The sequence below is a fragment of the Janthinobacterium foliorum genome, assembly GCF_978021625.1.
This window is the reverse complement of record NZ_CDXDQE010000001.1, coordinates 967,247-988,358: the sequence shown is the minus strand read 5'-3', so window position 1 is coordinate 988,358 and position 21,112 is coordinate 967,247. Positions and strand designations below refer to the sequence as shown.

At 66.0% G+C, this 21,112-nt stretch carries 18 protein-coding genes and 2 tRNA genes; 5 read left to right on the top strand and 15 right to left on the bottom strand.

What is annotated here, in order from left to right; translation table 11 throughout:
• Positions 1-115 precede the first annotated feature (115 nt).
• The 9 genes from ACZ92H_RS04450 to ACZ92H_RS04410 all read right to left on the bottom strand — a co-directional run bounded on the left by ACZ92H_RS04450 (position 116) and on the right by ACZ92H_RS04410 (position 10,249).
• Positions 116-1,135, bottom strand: a complete 1,020-nt coding sequence (locus ACZ92H_RS04450; protein WP_465047887.1) for a LacI family DNA-binding transcriptional regulator — start codon at positions 1,133-1,135, stop codon at positions 116-118.
• A gap of 161 nt (positions 1,136-1,296) precedes the next feature.
• A complete protein-coding gene (locus ACZ92H_RS04445; RefSeq protein ID WP_465047888.1) occupies positions 1,297-3,777 on the bottom strand; it encodes a TonB-dependent siderophore receptor in 2,481 nt (826 codons plus the stop codon).
• Between the two features lie 83 nt (positions 3,778-3,860).
• Entirely contained in the window at positions 3,861-4,859 is a 999-nt protein-coding gene (locus ACZ92H_RS04440; protein ID WP_465047889.1) for a FecR family protein, read from the bottom strand.
• Positions 4,856-5,383, bottom strand: a complete 528-nt coding sequence (locus ACZ92H_RS04435; protein ID WP_465047890.1) for a sigma-70 family RNA polymerase sigma factor — start codon at positions 5,381-5,383, stop codon at positions 4,856-4,858. The genes ACZ92H_RS04440 and ACZ92H_RS04435 overlap by 4 nt, the downstream gene beginning before the upstream one ends.
• A gap of 190 nt (positions 5,384-5,573) precedes the next feature.
• A tRNA-Met gene (locus tag ACZ92H_RS04430) sits at positions 5,574-5,650 on the bottom strand.
• Positions 5,651-5,710: 60 nt separating this feature from the next.
• Positions 5,711-5,787, bottom strand: a tRNA-Met gene (locus ACZ92H_RS04425).
• Positions 5,788-6,186: 399 nt separating this feature from the next.
• On the bottom strand, positions 6,187-7,134 hold the full coding sequence (gene miaA / locus ACZ92H_RS04420) for a tRNA (adenosine(37)-N6)-dimethylallyltransferase MiaA (protein WP_465047891.1): 948 nt from the start codon (positions 7,132-7,134) through the stop codon (positions 6,187-6,189).
• A gap of 126 nt (positions 7,135-7,260) precedes the next feature.
• On the bottom strand, positions 7,261-9,171 hold the full coding sequence (gene mutL, locus ACZ92H_RS04415; protein ID WP_465047892.1) for a DNA mismatch repair endonuclease MutL: 1,911 nt from the start codon (positions 9,169-9,171) through the stop codon (positions 7,261-7,263).
• Positions 9,172-9,310: 139 nt separating this feature from the next.
• Complete coding sequence (locus ACZ92H_RS04410; protein ID WP_465047893.1) at positions 9,311-10,249, bottom strand: peptidylprolyl isomerase; 939 nt, start codon at positions 10,247-10,249, stop codon at positions 9,311-9,313.
• A 249-nt stretch (positions 10,250-10,498) separates the two neighbouring features.
• Here ACZ92H_RS04410 and ACZ92H_RS04405 point away from each other — a divergent pair, with 249 nt between their 5' ends.
• Together ACZ92H_RS04405 and ACZ92H_RS04400 are read left to right on the top strand one after the other, a co-directional pair.
• Complete coding sequence (locus ACZ92H_RS04405; RefSeq protein WP_131372266.1) at positions 10,499-11,149, top strand: VTT domain-containing protein; 651 nt, start codon at positions 10,499-10,501, stop codon at positions 11,147-11,149.
• Between the two features lie 163 nt (positions 11,150-11,312).
• Positions 11,313-12,365, top strand: a complete 1,053-nt coding sequence (locus ACZ92H_RS04400) for a carbonic anhydrase (protein WP_465047894.1) — start codon at positions 11,313-11,315, stop codon at positions 12,363-12,365.
• 89 nt (positions 12,366-12,454) lie between these two features.
• Here the strand turns inward: ACZ92H_RS04400 and ACZ92H_RS04395 are convergent, their stop codons facing one another.
• The 3 genes from ACZ92H_RS04395 to tsaE are packed head-to-tail and all read right to left on the bottom strand — an operon-like array spanning position 12,455 to position 15,160.
• Entirely contained in the window at positions 12,455-13,297 is an 843-nt protein-coding gene (locus ACZ92H_RS04395; RefSeq protein WP_465047895.1) for a D-hexose-6-phosphate mutarotase, read from the bottom strand.
• Positions 13,298-13,310: 13 nt separating this feature from the next.
• On the bottom strand, positions 13,311-14,708 hold the full coding sequence (locus ACZ92H_RS04390; protein WP_131372262.1) for an N-acetylmuramoyl-L-alanine amidase: 1,398 nt from the start codon (positions 14,706-14,708) through the stop codon (positions 13,311-13,313).
• Positions 14,672-15,160, bottom strand: a complete 489-nt coding sequence (gene tsaE / locus ACZ92H_RS04385) for a tRNA (adenosine(37)-N6)-threonylcarbamoyltransferase complex ATPase subunit type 1 TsaE (RefSeq protein ID WP_077408401.1) — start codon at positions 15,158-15,160, stop codon at positions 14,672-14,674. Before tsaE ends, ACZ92H_RS04390 begins: the two co-directional genes overlap by 37 nt.
• A gap of 78 nt (positions 15,161-15,238) precedes the next feature.
• Between tsaE and queG the strand changes: the two genes are divergently transcribed.
• Positions 15,239-16,330: a tRNA epoxyqueuosine(34) reductase QueG gene (gene queG / locus ACZ92H_RS04380; RefSeq protein WP_131372258.1), complete on the top strand. Its 1,092-nt coding sequence runs from the start codon at positions 15,239-15,241 to the stop codon at positions 16,328-16,330.
• A 7-nt stretch (positions 16,331-16,337) separates the two neighbouring features.
• Here the strand turns inward: queG and ACZ92H_RS04375 are convergent, their stop codons facing one another.
• Positions 16,338-16,715 (bottom strand): DUF3052 family protein, encoded by a 378-nt coding sequence (locus ACZ92H_RS04375; RefSeq protein WP_131372256.1) that lies wholly within the window; start codon positions 16,713-16,715, stop codon positions 16,338-16,340.
• Positions 16,716-16,934: 219 nt separating this feature from the next.
• Between ACZ92H_RS04375 and ACZ92H_RS04370 the strand changes: the two genes are divergently transcribed.
• Both ACZ92H_RS04370 and ACZ92H_RS04365 read left to right on the top strand, forming a co-directional pair.
• Complete coding sequence (locus ACZ92H_RS04370; RefSeq protein WP_465047896.1) at positions 16,935-17,486, top strand: PadR family transcriptional regulator; 552 nt, start codon at positions 16,935-16,937, stop codon at positions 17,484-17,486.
• Between the two features lie 23 nt (positions 17,487-17,509).
• Positions 17,510-18,337: a siderophore-interacting protein gene (locus ACZ92H_RS04365; RefSeq protein WP_465047897.1), complete on the top strand. Its 828-nt coding sequence runs from the start codon at positions 17,510-17,512 to the stop codon at positions 18,335-18,337.
• Positions 18,338-18,454: 117 nt separating this feature from the next.
• Here the strand turns inward: ACZ92H_RS04365 and ACZ92H_RS04360 are convergent, their stop codons facing one another.
• Both ACZ92H_RS04360 and ACZ92H_RS04355 read right to left on the bottom strand, forming a co-directional pair.
• On the bottom strand, positions 18,455-19,039 hold the full coding sequence (locus ACZ92H_RS04360; protein WP_131372250.1) for a response regulator transcription factor: 585 nt from the start codon (positions 19,037-19,039) through the stop codon (positions 18,455-18,457).
• Between the two features lie 34 nt (positions 19,040-19,073).
• The gene (locus tag ACZ92H_RS04355; RefSeq protein ID WP_131372248.1) at positions 19,074-21,086 is read right to left on the bottom strand and encodes a PAS domain S-box protein; all 2,013 of its coding nucleotides are present in this window, start codon (positions 21,084-21,086) and stop codon (positions 19,074-19,076) included.
• Positions 21,087-21,112: the final 26 nt, after the last annotated feature.

Below are 21,112 nucleotides of genomic sequence, written 5' to 3'. Positions count from 1 at the left end.
AGTAACCCGGATTTTTTTTGATGTCAACAAGTACAGGCGGGGGACGAAAAAGTGTGGAAAACGGGGCACGGCGGACAGGCAAGCGGCGTGGCGCCGCCCGCCGTTGCTGCATGCTTCAGCGCGTCGTGCCGCGCCGCACCAGGGTGACGGGTACTTCCTTCAGGCGGCCCGGCATGGCAAATTTTTCCATGCGTTCGACCAGGCTCTTGACGGCGCGGCGCGCCAGCTCGCCCGCATCCTGGCGGATGGTGGTCAGCCGGTAGGCGTCGAGCGCCGCCATGGGAATATCGTCGAAGCCGATCACCTGCAATTGCGCCGGCACGTCGATGCCATACTTGCTGCGGGCCGCATCGATGAAGCCGCAGGCGATCAGATCGGTGGCGCAAAAGACGCCGTCGGGCAGCTTGCCGCCGGCGAGCAGGGCATCGGCCGCTTCCTGGCCCGCCTGGTAGCCGATGGCGTCGGCCAGGTATTCGCTGGCCGTGCAGCGTTTCTTTGCCACCGCCGGCGCCAGGTGTTCGAGGAAGGCCTTGCCGCGCGCGATGCCGCTGAAACTGCTGGCGCGCGTATTGATGAAGGCCAGGCGCCGGGCACCGCTGTCGAGCAGGGTGCTGGCCGCCAGTTCGCCGCCGTTGCGGTTGTCGCTGTTGACGACGTCCACGCCCTTCAGGTCGCGCGCGCGGTTGATCATCGCCACCGGCACTTGCCGCTGCAGGTATTCCGTCGCCACGGCGGACGGCGGCGAGCCGGAGGTCATGATGACGCCGGAAATTTTATAGCTGAGCAGGATGCGCAGCAGTTCGCTGAGGCGCTCGGGATCTTCCGCATTCATCAGCAGCGGCACCAGCGCGTGTTCGCTCAGGCTGCGCGTGACTTCGCCCAGCAGGGCCACGCGGAACGGGTCCGTGAAGCCCGTGATGACGACGCCCACCAGGTTGCTTTGTCCCTGGTTCATGCTGCGCGCCAGGATGTTGACCTGGTAGCCCAGCGACTGTGCCGCTTCCATCACGCGGGCCCGCGTTTCGGGCGCCACGCTGGCGCCAGGGGTAAACGTGCGCGAGACGGCGGAGCGGGAGACGCCGGCCCGTTTGGCGACGTCGACCGAAGTGACCCAAGACTTGTCTTTTTGTTCCATTGACGGTGTAGATGAATGAGAGGCCGATGCACGATGCGGTGCGGCTGGACGCCGCGCCCTCATCTTAGCCGAAAATCCCGGCCGCGGCGCAAACTGAATGCCTGTCACCATGCCAGTCACGCGGCGCGGCCATCCTGCCGGCGCTCAGCCTCCCGATCGTCTTACCACTTCGGCGTGTACTTCACGGTGAACTGCACGTTGCGTGGGTCGCCATAGTAGTTGTTCGACCCCGTGGTGTTGTAGGACGGGATGATGTAGCGCTTGTCGAACACATTGTTGACGTTAACCGACAGGGCCACTTGCGGCGTCGCTTGCCAGCCCAGGCGCGCATTCCAGATCGAGAAGCCGGCCACCTTGAAGGTGCGCTCCGTATCGACCGTATGGCTTTGCAGGTTGGCGCCGGCGCCCACGCTGACCTTGTCCCACGCGCCGGGCAGGGTATAGCTGGACCAAAGGCGCAGCATGTGCTTCGGCGTCCACGTGGAGAAGACCTGGCCCTTGTTGTCCGGATCGTCGAGGTAGGTCGTCGTCGTGTAGGCATAGCCGGCCGACAGCTGCAGTCCGCGGGCCGCTTCGCCCGACACTTCCGCTTCCAGTCCCTGGCTGCGCACCTTGCCCGAGGCGCGCGAGCAGTACCAGCCGTCGCAGGCGAAACCGGCAGCGTAATCGGTGACGGCGCGATCCTTGTGGTCATAGCGGAACACGGCCAGCGAGGTGTTGAGCTTGCCGTCCAGCAGTTCGCCCTTGACGCCGCCCTCGTAGCTGCTGCCCGTGATCGGCTTGAGGGTCCGGCCGGCCACATCGTGGTTCGTCTGCGGCTGGAACACGTCCGCGTAACTGGCGTAAGCCGACCATTGCGGCGTCAATGCATAGATCAGGCCCACCGATGGCGTGAACTTGGCGGTAGTGCGGGTGGCGTCGCGGTAGCCGTCCGGCGTGGCGTACAGGAAGTCGTACCAGCTGAAGCGCCCGCCCAGCAGGGCTTTCAGATGGTCCGTCAGCTGGCCGTTCCAGGTGCCGTACAGGCCTTTCTGGCGCATGTCGTAGGTGCTGTAGCTGGTCACGCCAGCCGGGCGCGCGGCGATGGTGTCGAAGTCCTGCCACGGACGATCGTGCTTGATATGGAAAATGTCGGCGCCCGTTTCCCACGCACGCGCATAGCGGTCATTGGACGTGAAGCTGACATAGCTGGCGCCGACGACGATTTCCTGGGCGATGCCCAGGCCGTCGAATTTGCCGCGCACGAACGCGTCGATGCCGCGCTTGCGGTTGTCGAAATCGGTGGAGAAGTCGCCATAGCGCGCGCCGCTGCCATCGGGATTGATTTCAAAGGCCGTGCGCTGGTGCGTGGAACTGGTGCTTTCATTCGTCCCCAGCGCCGACGCCTTCAGGCTCCATTGGGTGTTGAAATGGTGTTCCAGGTCCAGGTAGACGGTGCTCTGTTCCACCAGGCTGCGGTTCCAGTCGGCACCCGTGAAGGTGGAGCGTGGCAGTGGCAGTTCGCCGCCGTCCGCGTAGCGGGGCAGGCCGATGAAGGTGGGACGGCCGTAGGCCTTGACATGGCTGGCGGCCAGGCCCACGGTGGTGGCAGGCGCCAGGTCGTAGTCGAGCGCCGCGTACAGGGTGCGGTTCTTGCTCCACACCTGGTCGATGAAGGAATGGCTGTCGTCTTCATCGACGATGGCGCGTCCGCGCAGGGTGCCTTCCGCATTCAGCGGGCTGCTGATGTCGACCTGGGCGCCGTAGTGGTCCCAGGAACCGGCGCGCCCTGTCAGCGTGATGGCGCGCGTGGCCAGCGGGCGCTTGCGCACCAGGTTGACGGAGCCACCGGGGCTGCCCGTGCCGACCAGCATGCCGGAGGCGCCGCGCAGCACTTCCAGGCGGTCGTAGATGACCATGTTTTCCTGGCCCCAGTTACCCAGCGCGTAGGTATTGCGGTCGATCGGCACGCCATCGTACTGCCACTGGTCGATCTGGAAGCCGCGCGCCGTGATGACCACGCCCGGCCCCACGCCATGCACGCCGACCACGCCGGTGACGTTGTTGACGGCTTCGCGCAAGTCCGTGATGCCCTGGTCGTCCAGGCGCTGGCGCGTCAGCACGCTGACCGATTGCGGGATGTCCTTCATCGCCTGCTCGCCCTTGCCGATGGTGAGCTTGCGCGCCGTGTAGGAGCCGCTGCCTTCCGTGGTGGCGCCTTCCTCGGCCTGGCCGACGACGGTAATCGCGGGCATGGTGCGCTCGACCGCCGATGCCGATGTGGCGGCGGCCGTGGGGGCGGCTGCCGGCGCGGCCACCAGCACATAGCCGGTGGGCGTCTTGCCGATGGCGTAGCCGCTGCCGCGCAGCAGCGCGGCGAAGCCGTCGTCGATGGCATAGCTGCCCTGCAGGCCGGCCGTGTGCAAGCCCTGCACCTTGGCGGCGTCAATGACGATGGACACGCCCGCCTGCTGCGCATAGCGGTTCAGGGCGCCGGCCAGCGGGCCGGCCGGAATGCGGTAGCTGGCGGCGGCGGGGACCGTCTGGGCGAACGCCTGGGCGTGCATGCCGGCACTTGCCAGCAGCAGGGCGGCCAGGGCCAGCGGGCGCAAACGCGTGCGCAGGGTGCTCGGGGACGAAGCGGGAACGGCAGGAACGTACATGGTGACAGCCTTTTTTGAATGATCTCAGCTGCCTTGACGCACGAGATGCGCAAAGTGGAACTGCGAATGCCAATTATTTCTATTTATTTTTTTGCGAGGGAGTTGGCGGGCGCGTCGACCATCACCAGGTAGCGCGTCAGCATGCGGATGCGCAGCTGCGGGAAATTGTCGATCAGCAGCTGCAGCGCCTTGTCCGTGTCGTCCAGCGGCAGCACGGCGGCCACGCGGATGCCGGCGATCTGCGCGCGGTCGTAATGCAGCTGGCCGGGACGGTGGCGCGCCAGTTCGTCGAGCACCTCGGCCAGCGGCTGGTCATCGACCACCAACTGGTGCGCGCGCCATGCTTCCTGCACGCTGGCCGCATCGATGGCGGTCAGTGGCCCCACGCCATCGGACGTGATGCGCGCCCGCTGGCCCGCCTGCACGATGCTGGCCGGGTGCCGCGGCACCTGCGCCGACACTTTCGACTCCAGCATGCTCAATATCGTGGCGCCATCATCCCTGCGCACCGTGAAGCGCGTGCCCAGCGCGCGGATCGCGGCCTGGCCGCTGTCGACGATGAAGGGGCGCTGCGCATCCTTGGCCACGTCGACGAGGATGTCGCCACGCACCAGTTCCACATGCCGCTCGCCCGCGCTGAAATGCACGTTGACGGCGCTGTGGCTGCCCAGGGTCAGATGGCTGCCGTCGGCCAGCGTATGCGTGCGCCATTCTCCCGTGGGACTGCGCAGGTCGGCCAGCAGGTAGGCCGGGCGTTCGCTGGCGAGCATGGCGGTCCCCAGCACCAGCACGGCCACGGCGCTGGCAGCGGCCAGCTGGCGCAGGCGCTGGCGCCCGGGAGCGATGGCGGCCAGCGCGGCGCGCGCGGGGCGGTGATCGCCGCCGGCCGGTGCGCGCACGGCGCTCAACCGGTCCAGCAGGCCTTCCATGCCGGCCGCCGTCGTCGCATGCAGCGGGTCGGCCGCCTTCCACGCCGCGTAGCCGGCCCGCGCCCGTTCGCGCTCGGCCGCGTCGTCCGCGCTCAGCTGCACGATCCAGTGCGCGGCCTGTTCGGCGACGCTATCCGCGCGCGCGCCGCTCATGCCGGCATGCCGGGGCAGGCATGGCGGCAGGCCAGCAAGGCTTGCACCAGGTATTTTTGCACCATGCGCGTGGAGACGTTCAGCTGTGCGGCGACGGCGGCCTGCGGCAGCTCTTCCAGGTAATGCAGCAGAAAGGCGTCGCGCGCCTTGGCGGACAGGCCGGCCAGCGCGCCGGCGATCTGCTCGAGCGCCTGCACGGCCATGAGGACTTCATCCGGCGATGGCGCGCCGGGCAGGCTGTCGGCCAGCAGGGCCAGCTCCGCCAGGTAGCTGCGTTCCAGCACTTGCCGGCGCGCGCGGTCGAGCAGCAGGCGCTTGGCCGTCGTCGACAGATAGGCGCGCGGTTCACGCATGCCGAACAGGGCGTCGCGCGAGGCGATGATGCGCACAAACGTGTCTTGCGCCACGTCGGCAGCGCCATGCGGACAGCTGAGTTTTTTGCGCAGCCAGCCCACCAGCCAGCCGTGATGATCGCTGTAGAGCGACTGCACTTGCTGTTGCAGGCTGGGCTGGATGGTGGACATGGGCGCTGAATAATATAAATGAGAATTATTCTCATTGTAAGCGCCAGCCGCCGTTTGCCACAATCCCCGCATGCAGATGCGCGTGCAGGTGTTGCGTGGAGGCCGCAATGCAGGGTGGCAGTGATGGCCAGAAATGAAAAAACCCGCCGCTGCGCAAGGCAGGGGCGGGTTCATCACTACTGCAAATTCTTGGTGGTGATAGGTGGACTTGAACCACCGACCCCAGCATTATGAATGCTGTGCTCTAACCAACTGAGCTATATCACCAGACAGACCGGTCAGACCGGATGCTCGTTTTGACCAGGGAAAAACCTGATCGATGTTCTTTGGTGGTGATAGGTGGACTTGAACCACCGACCCCAGCATTATGAATGCTGTGCTCTAACCAACTGAGCTATATCACCCAACAGCCGAGCATTATCCAGTCTTCCCATTTCCTTGTCAATGCCGGCCATGAAAAATCTGTGGATTTTTTGCGTGCGACGGCGTTCATGATTATTTCAGCAACGGCTGGATTTGCGCCAGCATGGCTGCCGCCGGATCGGGGCCCGGGCAATCGATGGCGATACGCTCCGGCATGGCGCGCAGCCTAAGTTCCGCCTGGCGCCTGGCCGGTTGTCGTGGGGCGCCGCTTACAGTGGGGCGCCGCTTACGTCAGCAAAGGGACGATTTGCGCCAGCATGGCCGCGGCCGGATCGGAGCCCAGGCAATCGATGACGATACGTTCCGGCATGGCGCGCAGCCTAAGTTCCGCCTAGCGCCTGGCAGGTTGTCGTGGGGCGCCGCTTACAGTGGGGCGCCGCTTACGTCAGCAAAGGGACGATTTGCGCCAGCATGGCCGCGGCCGGATCGGGGCCCAGGCAATCGATGACGATACGTTCCGGCATGGCGCGCAGCCAGGTTAGCTGGCGCTTGGCCAGCTGGCGCGTGGCGATGATGCCTGTCTCGCGCAAGGCGGCGCGGTCGATGCGGCCGTCCAGGTAATCCCAGGCCTGGCGGTAGCCCACGCAGCGCATCGAGGGCAAGCCCGGATGCAGGTCGCCGCGGCGGCGCAGCTGCTCCACTTCGTCGAGCAGGGCGTCGTTTTTCAGCATGAGGTCGAAGCGCGTGGCGATGCGCGCGTGCAGCACGGCGCGGTCCGATGGCTCCAGCGCGAACGATTGCAGCTGAAATGGCAGCACGGTCTTTTCGCGGCGGTCCAGCAAGGCCGACATGGGCTGGCCGGACAGGGCGATGATTTCCAGCGCGCGGCCGATGCGCTGCGCATCGGCGGGCGCCAGGCGTGCCGCCGTGACGGGGTCCTGCTGGGCCAGGCGCGCATGCATGGCGGGCCAGCCGATGGCGGCCGCGTCTTCCTCCAGCCGGGCGCGCAGGACGGGATCGGCGCCGGGCAAATCGTCGAGGCCATCGGCCAGGCCCTTGAAGTACAGCATGGTGCCGCCGACCAGCAGCGGCAGCTTGCCGCGCGCCGAGATCTCCGCCACCAGGCGCAGGGTATCGTTGCGGAACTGCGCCACCGAATATGCATCGAGCGGGTCGATGATGTCGATCAGGTGATGCGGCACCTGGGCCAGTTCGTCTTTCGACGGCTTGGCCGTGCCGATATCCATGCCGCGGTAAACGAGGGCGGAATCGACGGAGATGATTTCCGACGGGATGGCTTGCGCGATGGCCAGCGCGCTGGCCGTCTTGCCGCTGGCCGTGGGGCCCATGATGGCGACGGCCAGGGGGAGGTGGGGAGTGTTTTGCATTTTGGTTTGGTATGGTTTGGTGCAAAAGAGACTGGCAAAACGTTCAGGGCAAGGCGCACTGCCGAAGACAGTGCGGCTAGTACGGCGAGGCAGCGCAACGCCGCCATGGACGTTTTTCAGGCTCTTTTATTGGCCGCGCAGGAACAGTTTGTCGAGTGCGTTGATCTCGACCTGCACCCATGTCGGCCTTCCATGGTTGCACTGGTCGGCGCGTTCCGTGCTTTCCATCTGGCGCAGCAGGGCGTTCATTTCCTGCACCGACAGGATGCGGTTGGCGCGCACGGCCGTGTGGCAGGCCAGGGTGCCCAGCAACTCGTTCTGGCGCTCGATCAGCACGCGCGAGCCGCCGTATTCGCGCACGTCGCGCAGCACGTCGCGGGCCAGGGTTTGCGCGTCGGCGTTTTTCAGCAGGGTCGGCACGGAGCGCACGGCCAGGGTGGTGGGCGACAGGGCGGCGATATCGAAGCCCAGCGCCTTTAAGGTCTCCTGGTTTTCATTCGCCGTCGATACTTCGATGGCGTCCGCATAAAAGGTCACGGGAATCAGCAGCGACTGCACCTGCATGTCCTGGCCCGAGACTTGCGCCTGCAACGCGTTCTTCAGCTGTTCGTACAGGATGCGCTCGTGCGCGGCGTGCATGTCGACCAGCACCAGACCCTTGGTGTTTTGCGCCAGGATGTAGATGCCGTGCAGCTGGGCCAGGGCAAAGCCCAGCGGATACTCTTCGCGCGCCATGGCCTCGGGCGAGGCGACGTACGGTTCCACCTGCGTGATCGGCGAAGATGCGCCGCCGTTGCCGCCGAACAGGGCGCCATACGCGGAGGTGTCCTGCGCCACGCCCGGCGCGTCGGCAAAGAACGGACGGTGCGCGCCGGGCGAGGCCGGCGCAAAGGTGTTTGTAAACTGCGCGCCGAACGAGGTCTGCGTCTGTTCGCGGCGCCAGATGCCGGGGCCGCCGGTCGGCGCGCCGGCATCGCCGCCGCCCAGGGTGGAAGCGGCCGGCAAGGGGGCCGGCACGCTGCCGAAGGCCGTGGCCGACGTCTGCGCCAGCGCGCGCTGCACGGCGTGAAAAACGAACTGGTGCACGGAGCGGCTGTCGCGGAAGCGCACTTCGATCTTCGACGGGTGCACGTTGACGTCGACCAGCGCCGGGTCGAGGTCGAGCGCCAGCACGTAGGAGGGAAAACGGTCGCCATGCAGCACGTCCTGGTAGGCCATGCGCACGGCGTGCACCAGCAGCTTGTCGCGCACGAAGCGCCCGTTGACATAAAAGAACTGGCCGTCGGCGCGCGCCTTGGACGCCGTGGGCAGACCGGCAAAGCCGTGCAGGCGCAGGGTGCCGGCCGACTCGTCGAGCGCCAGGCGCGCCTCGGCGAAATCGTTGCCGAGGATGTGGGCGCTGCGCCTGGCCAGCTCGCTGATATTCCACTGGTCGATGGTGCGGCCATTGTGCGACAGCGAGAACGACACGTCCGGCCGCGCCAGCGCGATGCGGCGCACGACTTCGGCGCAGTGGCCATATTCCGTCTGCTCGGATTTCAAAAACTTGCGCCGCGCGGGCGTGTTGAAATACAGGTCCTGCACGTCCACCGTGGTGCCATGCGCGCCGGACGAGGGCGAGACGCTGCCGTTGTGCGAGCCGACGATTTCCCACGCGTGGGCCGCGTCGGCCGTGCGCGAGGTCAGGGTGACGGCGGCGACGGAGGCGATGGACGCCAGCGCCTCGCCACGGAAACCCAGGGTGCCGACGTTTTCCAGGTCGCTCAGGGAAGCGATCTTCGAGGTGGCGTGGCGCGCCAGGGCCAGCGGCAACTGGTCTTTATCGATGCCGCGCCCGTTGTCGGTGATGGCGATGCGCTTCACGCCGCCTTCCTCCAGGCGCACGGTGATCTGCGTGGCGCCCGAGTCGAGCGCGTTTTCCAGCAGTTCCTTGACGACGGCAGATGGCCGCTCGACCACCTCGCCGGCGGCGATTTGCGAAATCAACTGGTCAGGCAGGGCCTGGATCGGGCGGTGGGGCGTGATGGGAGCGTTCATGCCCTGATTATAACGGGTTCGAAAGGGGAGGCGCTGCTGTGCTGATGCCTGTATTTGGCGCCAGACCCTCAACGCCGCTAACGCACAGTTCAGCGCCGGCCTGCCCGGGGGCTGACCTCAGCCTTGGCCTCGGGGCGCGTTATTTTCCCACCTCCCGCACGGGGATCGCCGCGCTGCACACGTCGATGTGCCCGGCGGCGACCTTGCTCCACGGGCCGCCGCGGTTGCGCTGCGCTTCCAGCACGGCCTGGTAAGCGGCGCTGTCGGTGCGCATCACTTCGAGCCTGCTGCGCTGCTCCGGCGGCACGTCGGCGGCCAGGCGGATGGCCTTGATCGGCACGTGCTTTTCCGGGCTGTCATAAAAGCCCATGGGCGCCGTGCCGCGCGGCAGGGTCGACAGCAGCGGCATGCCGGAGACGACACGGCCGACGACGGTGATGTCGCGGTCCAGGTGGCGCGGGGACTGGCCGATGACGGCGTACAGTTCCGTGCCGCCGCCGCTGTCGCTGGCATTGTCGCGCCCCACGCCCACGGTGGCGTAGCAGTGCGTAAGCCAGGCCGTGCCGCTTTTCGGATCGCGCGCGGAAGGAAAGCCGTTCGAGTGGCCCACTTGCGGCGCGTAGCCGTCCACATCCGGCAGGCGCGTGAAGCTGCTGATATTTTTCAGCGGCACCGTGAATTCGCCGGGCAGCGTGCGCCGGGCGTGCAGTATCGGCTTCGGGTTTTTCTCGTCCGGGTCGCCCCACTGCACCACCCAGTTGTCCTGCGCGCGGTTGATGGCCAGGCCGTCGTAATACCGTTCGGCCACCAGGGCCTTGATGTTGGCCACGTGCTGTGGCGCGAATTGCGGCGCCAGCTCCATCACCACGCGGCCGGCGGGCAGTTCCAGGTACAGGGTGTTGTCCGGGTCCAGCGCACGCCAGTCGGACGGCTTCGATGCCTTGACGGCGTCGGCGATGCTGGCCTTGGCGGGCAGTTCGGCGGGCGCCTTGATCTGGACGGGCGCCGCGTGGGCGCTCAGCTGGGCCAGGCCCAATGCGGTGGCCATGGTCAGGCCGCTCAGTGGATGCAAATACATGGTCTCTCCTGGTCGGCACGGGTTGCGCCGGTCAGAAAGTGTATACCGGAATGGCAACATTTCGCTGAAAAATATCGACCATGCCGTGATCGCCTCGGGCGCGCTGAAACGCGCCCTTTCCTTAACCTTTACTTAAAATGCCACGGCGCCAAGGGCGCTGCCGAATTAATCACGAAATATCGCGCGGGGGACTGCCGTGGGGCGGGTCGGGTGGTGTATGATTCCGCCGCTACCTTTAGGGAAAAATATATGGATTTTGTGCAATTCCTCGACATGATCGTGCATGTCGACAAGACACTGGGCATCTTGATTGAACAGTACGGCACCCTCGTGTATGCGGTGCTGTTTGCCATTATTTTTTGCGAAACAGGCCTCGTGGTCCTGTTTTTCTTCCCTGGAGACACCTTGCTCTTTATCGCCGGCGCGTTCTGCGCGACGGGACAGATGCACCTGGGCTTGCTGATCTTCCTGCTCGTCACGGCGGCCATCACGGGCAATACGCTCAATTACTGGATAGGCGAAGCCATCGGGCAGAGGGTGTTTACCCACGATTACCGCTGGATCAACAAGGACGCCATGCGCCGCACGCATGAATTCTTTGAAAAGCACGGCGGCAAGACCATCATCCTGGCCCGTTTCGTGCCGGTGGTGCGCACCTTCGCTCCCTTCGTTGCCGGCATTTCCGACATGACGCACACGCGCTTCCAGATGTACAACATCACGGGCGCCCTGCTGTGGGTGGTGGGTCTGGTGACGGCGGGCTACTTCTTCGGCAACATCCCGTGGATCCGCGACCACCTGACCCTGATCGTGCTGATCGGCGTCGGCGCCGCCGTCGTGCCGGTGGTACTGGGCGGCATCTGGAAGCTCTACAAGCGCATGACGGGCAAGTCGGCGTAAAGCCGATGCCTGATTGATCCAGGGCAAACAGGCTGCGGCACTGCCCGCGGCTGGCCCTGGATCCGTTTTTCTCTTCCGTATTCGCTGTTTTCCTCCTGCTCTGATTCAAGTTTTGTTGCTTTCGAGCCGTAAACCAGAAGGTATTCTTACTTTCTGGATTTCCATGCGACATTTGAGCGCCCTGTTAGCTTGCAGTCTTGCCGCGATGTCGGTCCTGGCCAGCGCCAAAGATGCCCCCGCTTCGGCAGCCGCTGCCGCATCCGCGCCAGCGAGCGCGCCCATGTCGGCGTCGGCGCGCGCGGCCGCCATGAAAACCCTGACCGAGTCCGTCAAGGGGAAAGACGGCAAGGATGGCAAGGCGCCCGTCACGGTGGCGCCCACTTCGCGCGAGAAGGAAGAGGCGGCCGAGGTCGACCTGTCCGAACGCATCGCCGCGCGCCTGGCGGAAATGCGCGCCACCCAGGCGGCCCGCGCCGCCGCCCGCGCCAAGCGCGCCGCCGTGGTGAAGGCGGCGCCACCGCCGCCGCCGCCCGTGCCGCGCGGCACGCACTGGTCGTACGAGGGCGACAGCGGCCCGGCCAACTGGAGCAAGATCAATGTGGACTGGGCCAAGTGCGGCAATGGCACCCGCCAGTCGCCGATCGACATCCGCGACGGCATGAAGGTGGAGCTTGAGCAGATCAGCTTTGACTACCATCCGTCCTCGTTCAATGTGGTCGACAATGGCCATACGGTGCAGGTGGGCGTGAGTGGCGGCAATTACATCACGGTGCAGAACCGCATGTTCGAGCTGCAGCAATTCCACTTCCACCGCCCGTCCGAAGAGCGCATCAATGGCAAGGCGTTCGAAATGGTGGTGCACCTGGTGCACCGCGACGCCGAAGGCCGGCAAGCCGTGCTGGCCCTGCTGCTGGAACGGGGCGCGCCGCAAACGACCATCCAGACCGTGTGGAACAACCTGCCGCTGGAAAAATTCGAGACCATGCAGCCATCGATCCTGCTCGACCCGGCCGAGATGCTGCCGGCGCGGCGCGACTACTACACCTACATGGGATCGATGACGGAGCCGCCTTGCAACGAGGGCGTGCTGTGGATGGTGATGAAGCAGCCGGTGCAGGCATCGGCGGCGCAGATGGCGCTGTTCAGCCGTTTGTATCCCCTGAATGCGCGCCCGGTTCAGCCGGCGAATGGCCGCATCATCAAGGAATCGAATTAACGCCTGAGCAAAGCCCGGGGCGTTGCTGCCCTGCCTCGTCGTGCCTGCGTACTGCCTTCGGCAAGGCGCCTAGCCCTGGACTTTTTCAGTCACTCTTGAATGAACTCAATGTGCTGGCGCCCGTTCCACCCGGCGCCAGCGGCCAGGGTATCGGGCTGGATCAGCGCCGGCTCGATGCAGATGAAGCGGGGCTGTTCGTCATCGGCCAGGTCGGGCAGGGCGGCGGCGTCCTGGGCGCCGGGATTCCATACGACGGCGTCCGTGAAGCCCTGCTGCTCCAGGCGCAGGGCATGCCTGCCGGCCTGCAAGGTCAGGGGACCCGGCAGCTGGTAGTAGATGCGGTCGAGCTTATCGGCAAACTGCAGCATTTCTTCCGCTTGCAGGGCGTCCTGCGGCGTCTCGTCCGAATAGCGCACGCGCTGCAAGCCCCCGATGCGCGCCTGGCCCAGGTCATCAATCACGAAATACGTATGCAGGGCCGCCGAGAACGGGAACGCCTGCTCGCCCGTGTTGTGCACGGACAAGCTCAGGTCCAGCGCGGACTCCTTGACGGCCACGCGCAGGCGCAGGGAAAAGGCGTACGGCCAGGCGGCGGCGATCGCCTCCGGCAAGTCGGTCTGCGTCAGGGTCAATTCCGCATACGCGGCGCCATCGTCATGGCCGCTGGCCGACAGCTGCCAGGTTGCCACGCGCGCAAAGCCGTGGCGCATGCCGGTGCCGCGCGCGCCGAACTGGGGGAAGATCACGGGCACGCCGCCACGGATGGGGCGGCTACCGTCGAGGCTTGACTCGCGGCTGCAGAACAGGCGCTCCTGGCCATCGCTGGTGCGCCACGAGACCAGGTGGCCGCCGTACAGGGTGATGGTCGCCTGCGCGCCATCGTCGGCGCGGATGGTCACGGCCGGCAGCTGGCCAAAGGTACTCTTGCTCATGCGGGTGTCCATGTCAGGTCAAGCGGCTCTTCGCCAGCGGCGGATTCTTCGCGAAATAATTCTTGATTCCCGTGACGATGGCGTCGGCCATCTTGTCCTGGTAGCTGTTGTCGGTCAGCTTGGCTTCTTCCTCCGGATTCGAGATGAAGGCCGTCTCGATCAGGATGGATGGGATGTCGGGCGCTTTCAGCACGGCGAAGCCGGCCTGCTCGACGGAGCCCTTGTGCAGGCGGTTGATGCCGCCGATTTCGCGCAGCACGGCCGTGCCCAGCTTCATGCTGTCATTGATCTGCGCCGTCGTCGACAGGTCCAGCAGCACGCTGGCCAGCTGCTTGTCGTGGTTTTTCACGTTCACGCCGCCGATCAGGTCGGCCTGGTTTTCCTTGTTGGCCAGCCAGCGCGCGGCTGTCGAGGTGGCGCCTTTTTCCGACAGCACGAAGACGGAGGAGCCGCGCGCCGTCGGCTGGATGAACGCGTCGGCGTGGATGGAGACGAACAGGTCGGCCTGCACCTTGCGCGCCTTTTCCACGCGCATGCCCAGCGGGACGAAGAAATCGGCGTCGCGCGTGAGCATGACGCGCATGTTCGGTTGCAGTTCCAGCTTGGTTTTCAGGCGCTTGGCAATGGCCAGCACCACGTCTTTTTCGCGGCTGCCCTTGCTGCCCATGGCGCCCGGATCTTCGCCGCCGTGGCCAGGATCGAGCGCGATGGTAATCATGCGCACCACTTTCTGGCCCGGCAGGGGGCGTGCCTCGGGACGCTGCTCCGGGCGCACGTCGGGCACGGGCGGCACGATGGCCACGACCGGCGGCGCGACGGCAACGGGCGGCTTGCCGCTGTCGGGCAGGGGCAGCGCGGGCGGCGGCGTGTGCGTGCCGGCCATCGGCGGCTTGGCCGGGTCGCTGGACCAGTCGCCTTTCTCGATCATCTGCGCGATCAGGTCCGGCTCGTGCACGGGATACAGGTCGAAGATCAGGCGGTGATTGTAGGAGCCGGCCGGCGGCAGGGTAAACAGCTGCGGCGTGACTTCTTCCTTCAGGTCGAACACCAGGCGCACGACGTTGGGCCGGTTCTGGCCCACGCGCACCTGCTTGATGTACGGATCGTTCGACTGGATCTTCGCCACCAGGCCTTTCAAGGTGGGATTGAGTTCCAGTCCTTCGATGTCGACCACCAGCCGTTCCGGGTCCTTGACGATGAAGTGGGTCGCCTTGAGGATGCTGTCGTTTTCCAGGGTGACGCGGGTGTAGTCCTCGGCCGGCCAGACGCGCACGGCGAGAATTTGCGCCGCCATCGCCGACATGGGCGCAAACACGGACAACAGCAGGGTGCCGCCGGCCTTGAGTACCGTGCGCCGGGTGATGGGCGAGGATATCAAAGGTTCGGGGCGAATTTGAGACGGTGAAGGCATGACAGACCCAATTCGGAAGACGCTTGCAATTCTACATCACGTCCTGTACCCGCAACGTTCAAATAAACATTCAGGTCGGCCGGCGGCAGCACCGGTTCGGCTTTCTCCGGCCATTCGACGATGCAGATGTTGCGGCCATCGAAGTCTTCGCGAAAGCCCGCGTCGAGAAATTCCTCGGCGCTGCCCATGCGGTACAGGTCGAAATGGATGACGTTGACGCTCTGGCCATCGAGCTGCACCGTGTACGGTTCGGACAGGGTATAAGTGGGGCTCTTGACGTGTCCCGCATGGCCGGCCGCATGCAGCAGGGCGCGCGTGAGGGCCGTCTTGCCGGCACCCAGGTCGCCGTGCAGGTAGATCGCCAGGCCGGGTGCCAGCGCGCGCGCCAGTGCGGCGCCCAGCGCGGCCGTGCCGGCTTCGTCATGGAGGTGGGCTTTGAAGTGTTCGGTCATTATCTTCGGTATCGCATAAAATGGAGGCTGCTGCCATTGTAACCGCCCGTGCTCCCGCCGTTCTCCGTAAAGTCCCCTATGTCCGTCACCGCCACCGATCTTGACCTCCTTGCGCGCTCCATCAAGGAGTGGGGGCGCGAGCTGGGCTTTGCCGAGGTGCGCATCGCCGACGTCGACCTGTCGCACATGGAAGCGCCCTTGCAAGCCTGGCTTGATGCAGGGTACCACGGCGAAATGGACTACATGGCCAGCCACGGCATGAAGCGCGCGCGCCCGGCCGAACTGGTGCCTGGCACGGTGCGCGCCATCAGCGCGCGCATGAACTACCTGCCGCCCGCGCTGGGCCCCGACTGGCGCGCGCACGAGGCGGCGCGTGATGCCGATCCGACGGCCGCCGTGATCTCCGTGTATGCGCGGGGCCGCGACTATCACAAGGTGATGCGCTCGCGCCTGCAGCAGCTGGCCGAGCGCATCAAGGGCGAGATCGGCGACTTCGGCTACCGCGTCTTCAGCGATTCGGCGCCCGTGATGGAAGTGGAACTGGCGCAGAAGGGCGGCTTGGGCTGGCGCGGCAAGCACACCTTGCTGATCAACCGCCAGGGAGGCTCCTTCTTTTTCCTTGGCGAGATCCTGGTCGACGTGCCGCTGCCCGTCGATGCGCCCGAGACGCCGCATTGCGGCCAGTGCTCGGCATGCATCACGGTGTGCCCCACGCAGGCCATCCTGGGGCCGCACAAGCTCGATGCGCGCCGCTGCATCTCGTATTTGACCATTGAATTGAAGGGCGCCATACCCGTCGAAATGCGGCCGCTGATCGGCAACAAGGTGTATGGCTGCGACGATTGCCAGACCGTCTGCCCGTGGAACAAGTTCGCCCAGCGCGCCGTGGTGCCCGATTTCGACGAGCGCCACGGCCTGGGCAGCGCCGGCATGGCGGAGCTGTTCGCCTGGACGGAAGAGGAATTCAGCCGCCGCATGGAAGGCAGCGCCATCCGCCGCATCGGCCACGAACGCTGGCTGCGCAACCTGGCCGTCGGCATGGGCAACGCGGCCGCCAAGGCCCGTGGCCAGGCCGACATCGTCGCGGCCCTGCTGTCGCGCCGCGAACACCCGTCCGCCCTCGTGCGCGAACACGTCGAATGGGCGCTGGCGCTGCACGGCGTCGCCTAGAGCGTCGTTACCCCTGTTTCAGGCGCAACGCCGACCAGTCCCCGTCAATGGCGACCATCGCCACGCTGTCGAGTCCCAGCGCCTGCGCGTAGGCGCGGATGTCGTCGCGCCGGATATCGCTGCCTGCCTTGCTCCCGCCCTTGCGGTAGGCCACCCACACGGCGCCGCCGGGCGCCAGGCGCGCCTGCGCCGCCGGCAGGTGCTGCTCCAGTTCCGCGCGGCTGCGCGCAAACACCAGCAGCCAGTCGGCACTGTCGTTTTCACCCACCCGCTTCTCCGCCGGCAGCTGCGCCAGCAATGCTCCATGTTCGCCGCCGTCATTGAGCACGGCGACGGCCCGGGCATTTTTCACATACATCTTTTGCGGCGCGGTCTTGTCGGGCATGGCGGACTTCCAGGGGATGAAAAAGCCAGCATAGCAAATTTCTCCTTGACTTATCGATATATCGTTATAAAATGGCCTCACCTACTAACGATATATCTTTAAAGAGAAAACATGAGAAACTCACACCACGCAGAACACGGCCACGGCGGCCATCGGCATCACCACCATGGTCATTGTGGCCAGCATCACCATCACGGCGAGCATCGCCACGAACACGCCATGCACGGCCGCGGCCCGCGCGGCTTCGACGAGCGCGGCGACGGCATGGGCCACGGCGGCCCGGGTGGCCGGGGCGGGCGCGGCGAACGGGCCGAGCGCGTCTTCGGCCGCGGCGACCTGCCGCTGATCGTGCTGGCGCTGATCGAGATCAGCCCGCGCCACGGCTATGAAATCATCAAGGCCATCGAAGAGCGTTGCGGCGGCGCCTATGCCCCCAGCCCCGGCGCCGTGTACCCGACCCTGACCCTGCTGGAAGAGCAGGATTACGTGACGTCGGGCGAAAGCGCCAGCGGCAAGAAGCTCTACACCATCACGGACCTGGGGCGCGCCTACATCGGGGAAAACCGCGCGCAGGTGGACGGCATCCTGGAGCGTCTCGACATGTTCGCCCGCATGCAGGCGCGGCGCGCCCTGCCCGAGCGCGTGCACCAGGCCATGCATGCGCTGAAACATGCGCTGTTGCAGAACAAGAGCAACTGGAGCGAAGCGGAAGCCGAGCGCGTGGCCGCCGTGCTGGAACAGGCCGCGAACGCCATCGCCGCTGGCCACTGAGCCTACTTTACAAGGATAAGCACATGACTACTGCATCACCATCGGCACCACGTCCGCACGCCATCGAGCGCGTGCGCCATGATCTGAAACTGCGCGTGCTGACCGTCGTGCGCACCGAGCAGCTGACGCCGCACATGCGCCGCATTACCCTGGCGGGCGATGATCTGGAAGGCTTCGTCTCGCCCGCGTCGGATGACCACGTGAAGCTGTTCTTCCCCGCCCCGGGCGAGACAGCGCCCGTGTTCCCCGTGCTGGGCAATGGCGCCAATCCGGTCCGGTACGCGGAAGGGGCGCGTCCCATCGCCCGCAATTACACGCCGCGCCGCTACGACGCCGAGCGGCGCGAGCTGGAAATCGACTTCGTGCTGCATGGCGACGGCCCGGCGGCCAGCTGGGCGGCGCAGGCGCAGCCGGGACAGACACTGGGCGTGGGCGGTCCGCGCGGCTCGATGCTGGTGCCGCTCGACTTCGACTGGTACGTGCTGGTGGGCGACCAGACGGCCTTGCCGGCCATCGCCCGCCGCCTGGAGCAGCTGCCGGCCACGGCGCGCGCGATTGCCGTGATCGAGATCGTCGAGGATGGCGAACAGATCGCGCTCGAATGCGCGGCGCAGCTGGACCTGCACTGGGTGGCGCGCAATGGCCGCAGCGGCGCCCTGTTGCTGGAGGAAGTAGCGAAGGTGGCCTTGCCGCAGGACGGCGACGGCTATGTGTGGGTGGCGTGCGAGCATGCGCAGGTGCAGGGCTTGCGTGCCCACTTCATCGACGCCGGCGTGCCGAAGCAGCATCTGCACGTGGCCAGCTACTGGAAGCATGGGGCGGCGGAGCACCACGAGCGTCACGATGCGTGATGGCGGTGGTGGTGGTGTCGGGTTACGCGCTGCGCGCTAACCCGACCTATCCGACCTACATTGCAATGTAGGTCGGATTAGCGGCGCGCCAGCGCCGCGTAATCCAACATTGCTGCATTACTTCAACAACCCCGCCAGCTCCACCGCCGTCTTGACCTGCATCTTGTCGAAGATATGCGCGCGGTGGACTTCCACAGTGCGCATGCTGATGCCCAGCTTGTCGGCCACCACCTTGTTCATTTTCCCCGCCAGAATCAGGTCCAGCACTTCGCGTTCGCGCGTCGACAGGGTCGCCAGGCGCGCGTGCACGGCGGCCAGTTCGCCCGCCTGGCGCGAGTTGGCCAGGCCCTGCTGCACGCGGTCCATCAGGTCGTTGTCGTTGAACGGCTTTTCAAAGAAATCAAAGGCGCCCCGTTTCAGGCTGTCGACGGCCATCGGCACGTCGCCGTGGCCGGTGAGGAAAATCACGGGCAGGCGGGCCGTCAGGTCGCGCTTGACCAGCTGGTCGAACAGGGCGATGCCGTTCATGTCGGGCATGCGCACGTCGAGCAGCACGCAATCGCCGGCCGCGTCGAAGGTGCCGTCCAGGCTGTCGAGGAATTGCTGGGCGCTGGCATAGTTGCGCGCCTCGATGCTGCGCGAGGCGGCCAGCCAGGACAGGGAGTCGCGCACGACCTCTTCGTCGTCGATGATATGCAGCATGGTGTCTCCGGATTGTCGTTGTTTGTTAGTGCGGTTAGTGCGGCGCGCGCGGCGCGGCCGGCACGCTGAAAGTAAAAATGGTGCCGCCGGCCGGGTTGGCGCTGAAGGTCAGCGCGCCGCCGTGAAATTCGATGGCGGTGCGGCAGATGTTCAGTCCCATGCCCATGCCTTCGGACTTGGTCGAGAAAAACGGCGAAAACAGCCGCTCGGCCACGTCCTGCGGGATGCCGTGGCCATGGTCGATCACGTCCACCGTCACCATCTGCTGCTGCGCGTCGTGGCTGGCCCGCAGGCGCATGATACGCTGTCCCGGCGCCGCATCCTGCATCGCCTCGATGGCGTTGCGCGTCAGGTTCAGCAGCACCTGCTCGATCATCACGGGATCGGCGCGCAGCAGCGGCAGGTCGGCCGGGATCTCTTCCTGGATGGTGACATAGTATTTGCGCGCCTGCAGGTCGATCAGCGCGCGGATGCCGTCGATCAGGGTGCGGATGGCGATATCCTGGCGCTGCGGTTCGCTCTTGCGCACGAAATCGTGCACGCTGCGGATGATCTGGCCGGCCCGCTGCGCCTGCGCGCTGGCCTGTTCCAGCGCCGGTTTCAAGGTGGCCGGTTCGACGGGCGCGCCGCTGTCGATGGCGCGGCGGATCAGGTTCAGCGCCCCCGTCGTGTAGCTGGAAATGGCCGCCAGCGGCTGGTTCAGTTCATGCGCCAGCATCGACGCCAGCTCGCCCATGGTGGCCAGGCGCGAACTGGTCTGCAGCTTTTCCTGCTGCTGGCGATTGAGTTCCTCGACCCGCTTGCGGTCCGAAATATCGAGCACGGAGCCCATCCAGCCCGTCTGCTGGCCGTTCGTGTCCACCAGCGGCGCCTCGAAGATCAGCACGGGCACGCGCGTGCCGTCCGGACGCTGGAAATAGGTTTCGAACTGCGGCGTGGGGTTGCCGGCCAGGGCCTTGACGAAGCGCTGCTGGTATTCCTCCAGCGCCTCGGGCACCCAGTAGGGCATGGGTGGCAAACGCCCCAGGATTTCCTCGGGCGGATAGCCGACGATCTGGCAGAACGCCGGGTTCACATACGTGACGCGGCCTTCCAGGTCGCGCGCGCGCATGCCCGTCACCAGCGAATTTTCCATCGCCGTGCGAAACAGCATCTGCTGGCGCAGCGCGCTTTCGGCCGTCAGGCGGCGCGAGATGTGGCGCCACAGGGCCAGCAGGCTCCATAATAAACCCAGCGACAGGGCGATGACGGAGCCGACCAGCAGGTTGGGCAGCAGCTTGGGCTGGCTTTTCACGCTGTCGGTAAACAGGGTGATGGTGGCGCCCGGCACGTCGAGCGCGCGCTTGTGCGTGTACACGCCGTGGCCAGGACCGGCGGCGGCGCGCCGCGCCAGCACCTTGTCGTCGCGGTCGATCAGCGAGATCTGGTTGTCCTGGGCGAACCACCACGGCACCATTTCATCGAGCAGGCTGCTGATCTGGTAGGTGGCCACCAGGCTGCCCACGTAGCGCTGGCCGTCGAACAGGGGCTGGTGGTAATCCATCAGCATGGCGCCCGGCGGCGCGTCGGGAAAGCCGCTTTGCTGCGACGGCTGGGCGTACTGACCCCGGTGCAGGCGGCGCGCGTTGTCGGCGGCCGTCAGCGAGGCGGGCGAAAACGACAGTTCGTGCGGCAGGCTGTTGTCGCTGGTGGCCTGCACCTTGCCGCCCGTGTCGAGCCACAGCACGCGCTGCAGTTCGCGGCCGTTGCGCAGCATCTGCTGCAGCCGTTCGTGCACCTTTTCCGCGCCCAGCGAACCGCTGGCGATGTCCACGCCCAGGTTGAACAGGCTTTCCTCGTTGCGCGCCAGCTGGAAGCGGATGGTCTGCTCCACCCAGAGGGTGTCGGCGATCAATTGTTCCTGGCGCTCGTTGCTCTCCATCTGGCGCGCCTGCCAGGGCAGCCAGAACAGGATGGAGAGGAACAGCAGCAGCAGGATGACGGGCAGCAGCCAGCGCACCGGGCTGGAGAGCGTGAAGCGGCGCGCAAGGGTGGGGGAAGTCGGCATGGCTGGCAGGGTAGCGGCTTATCGGG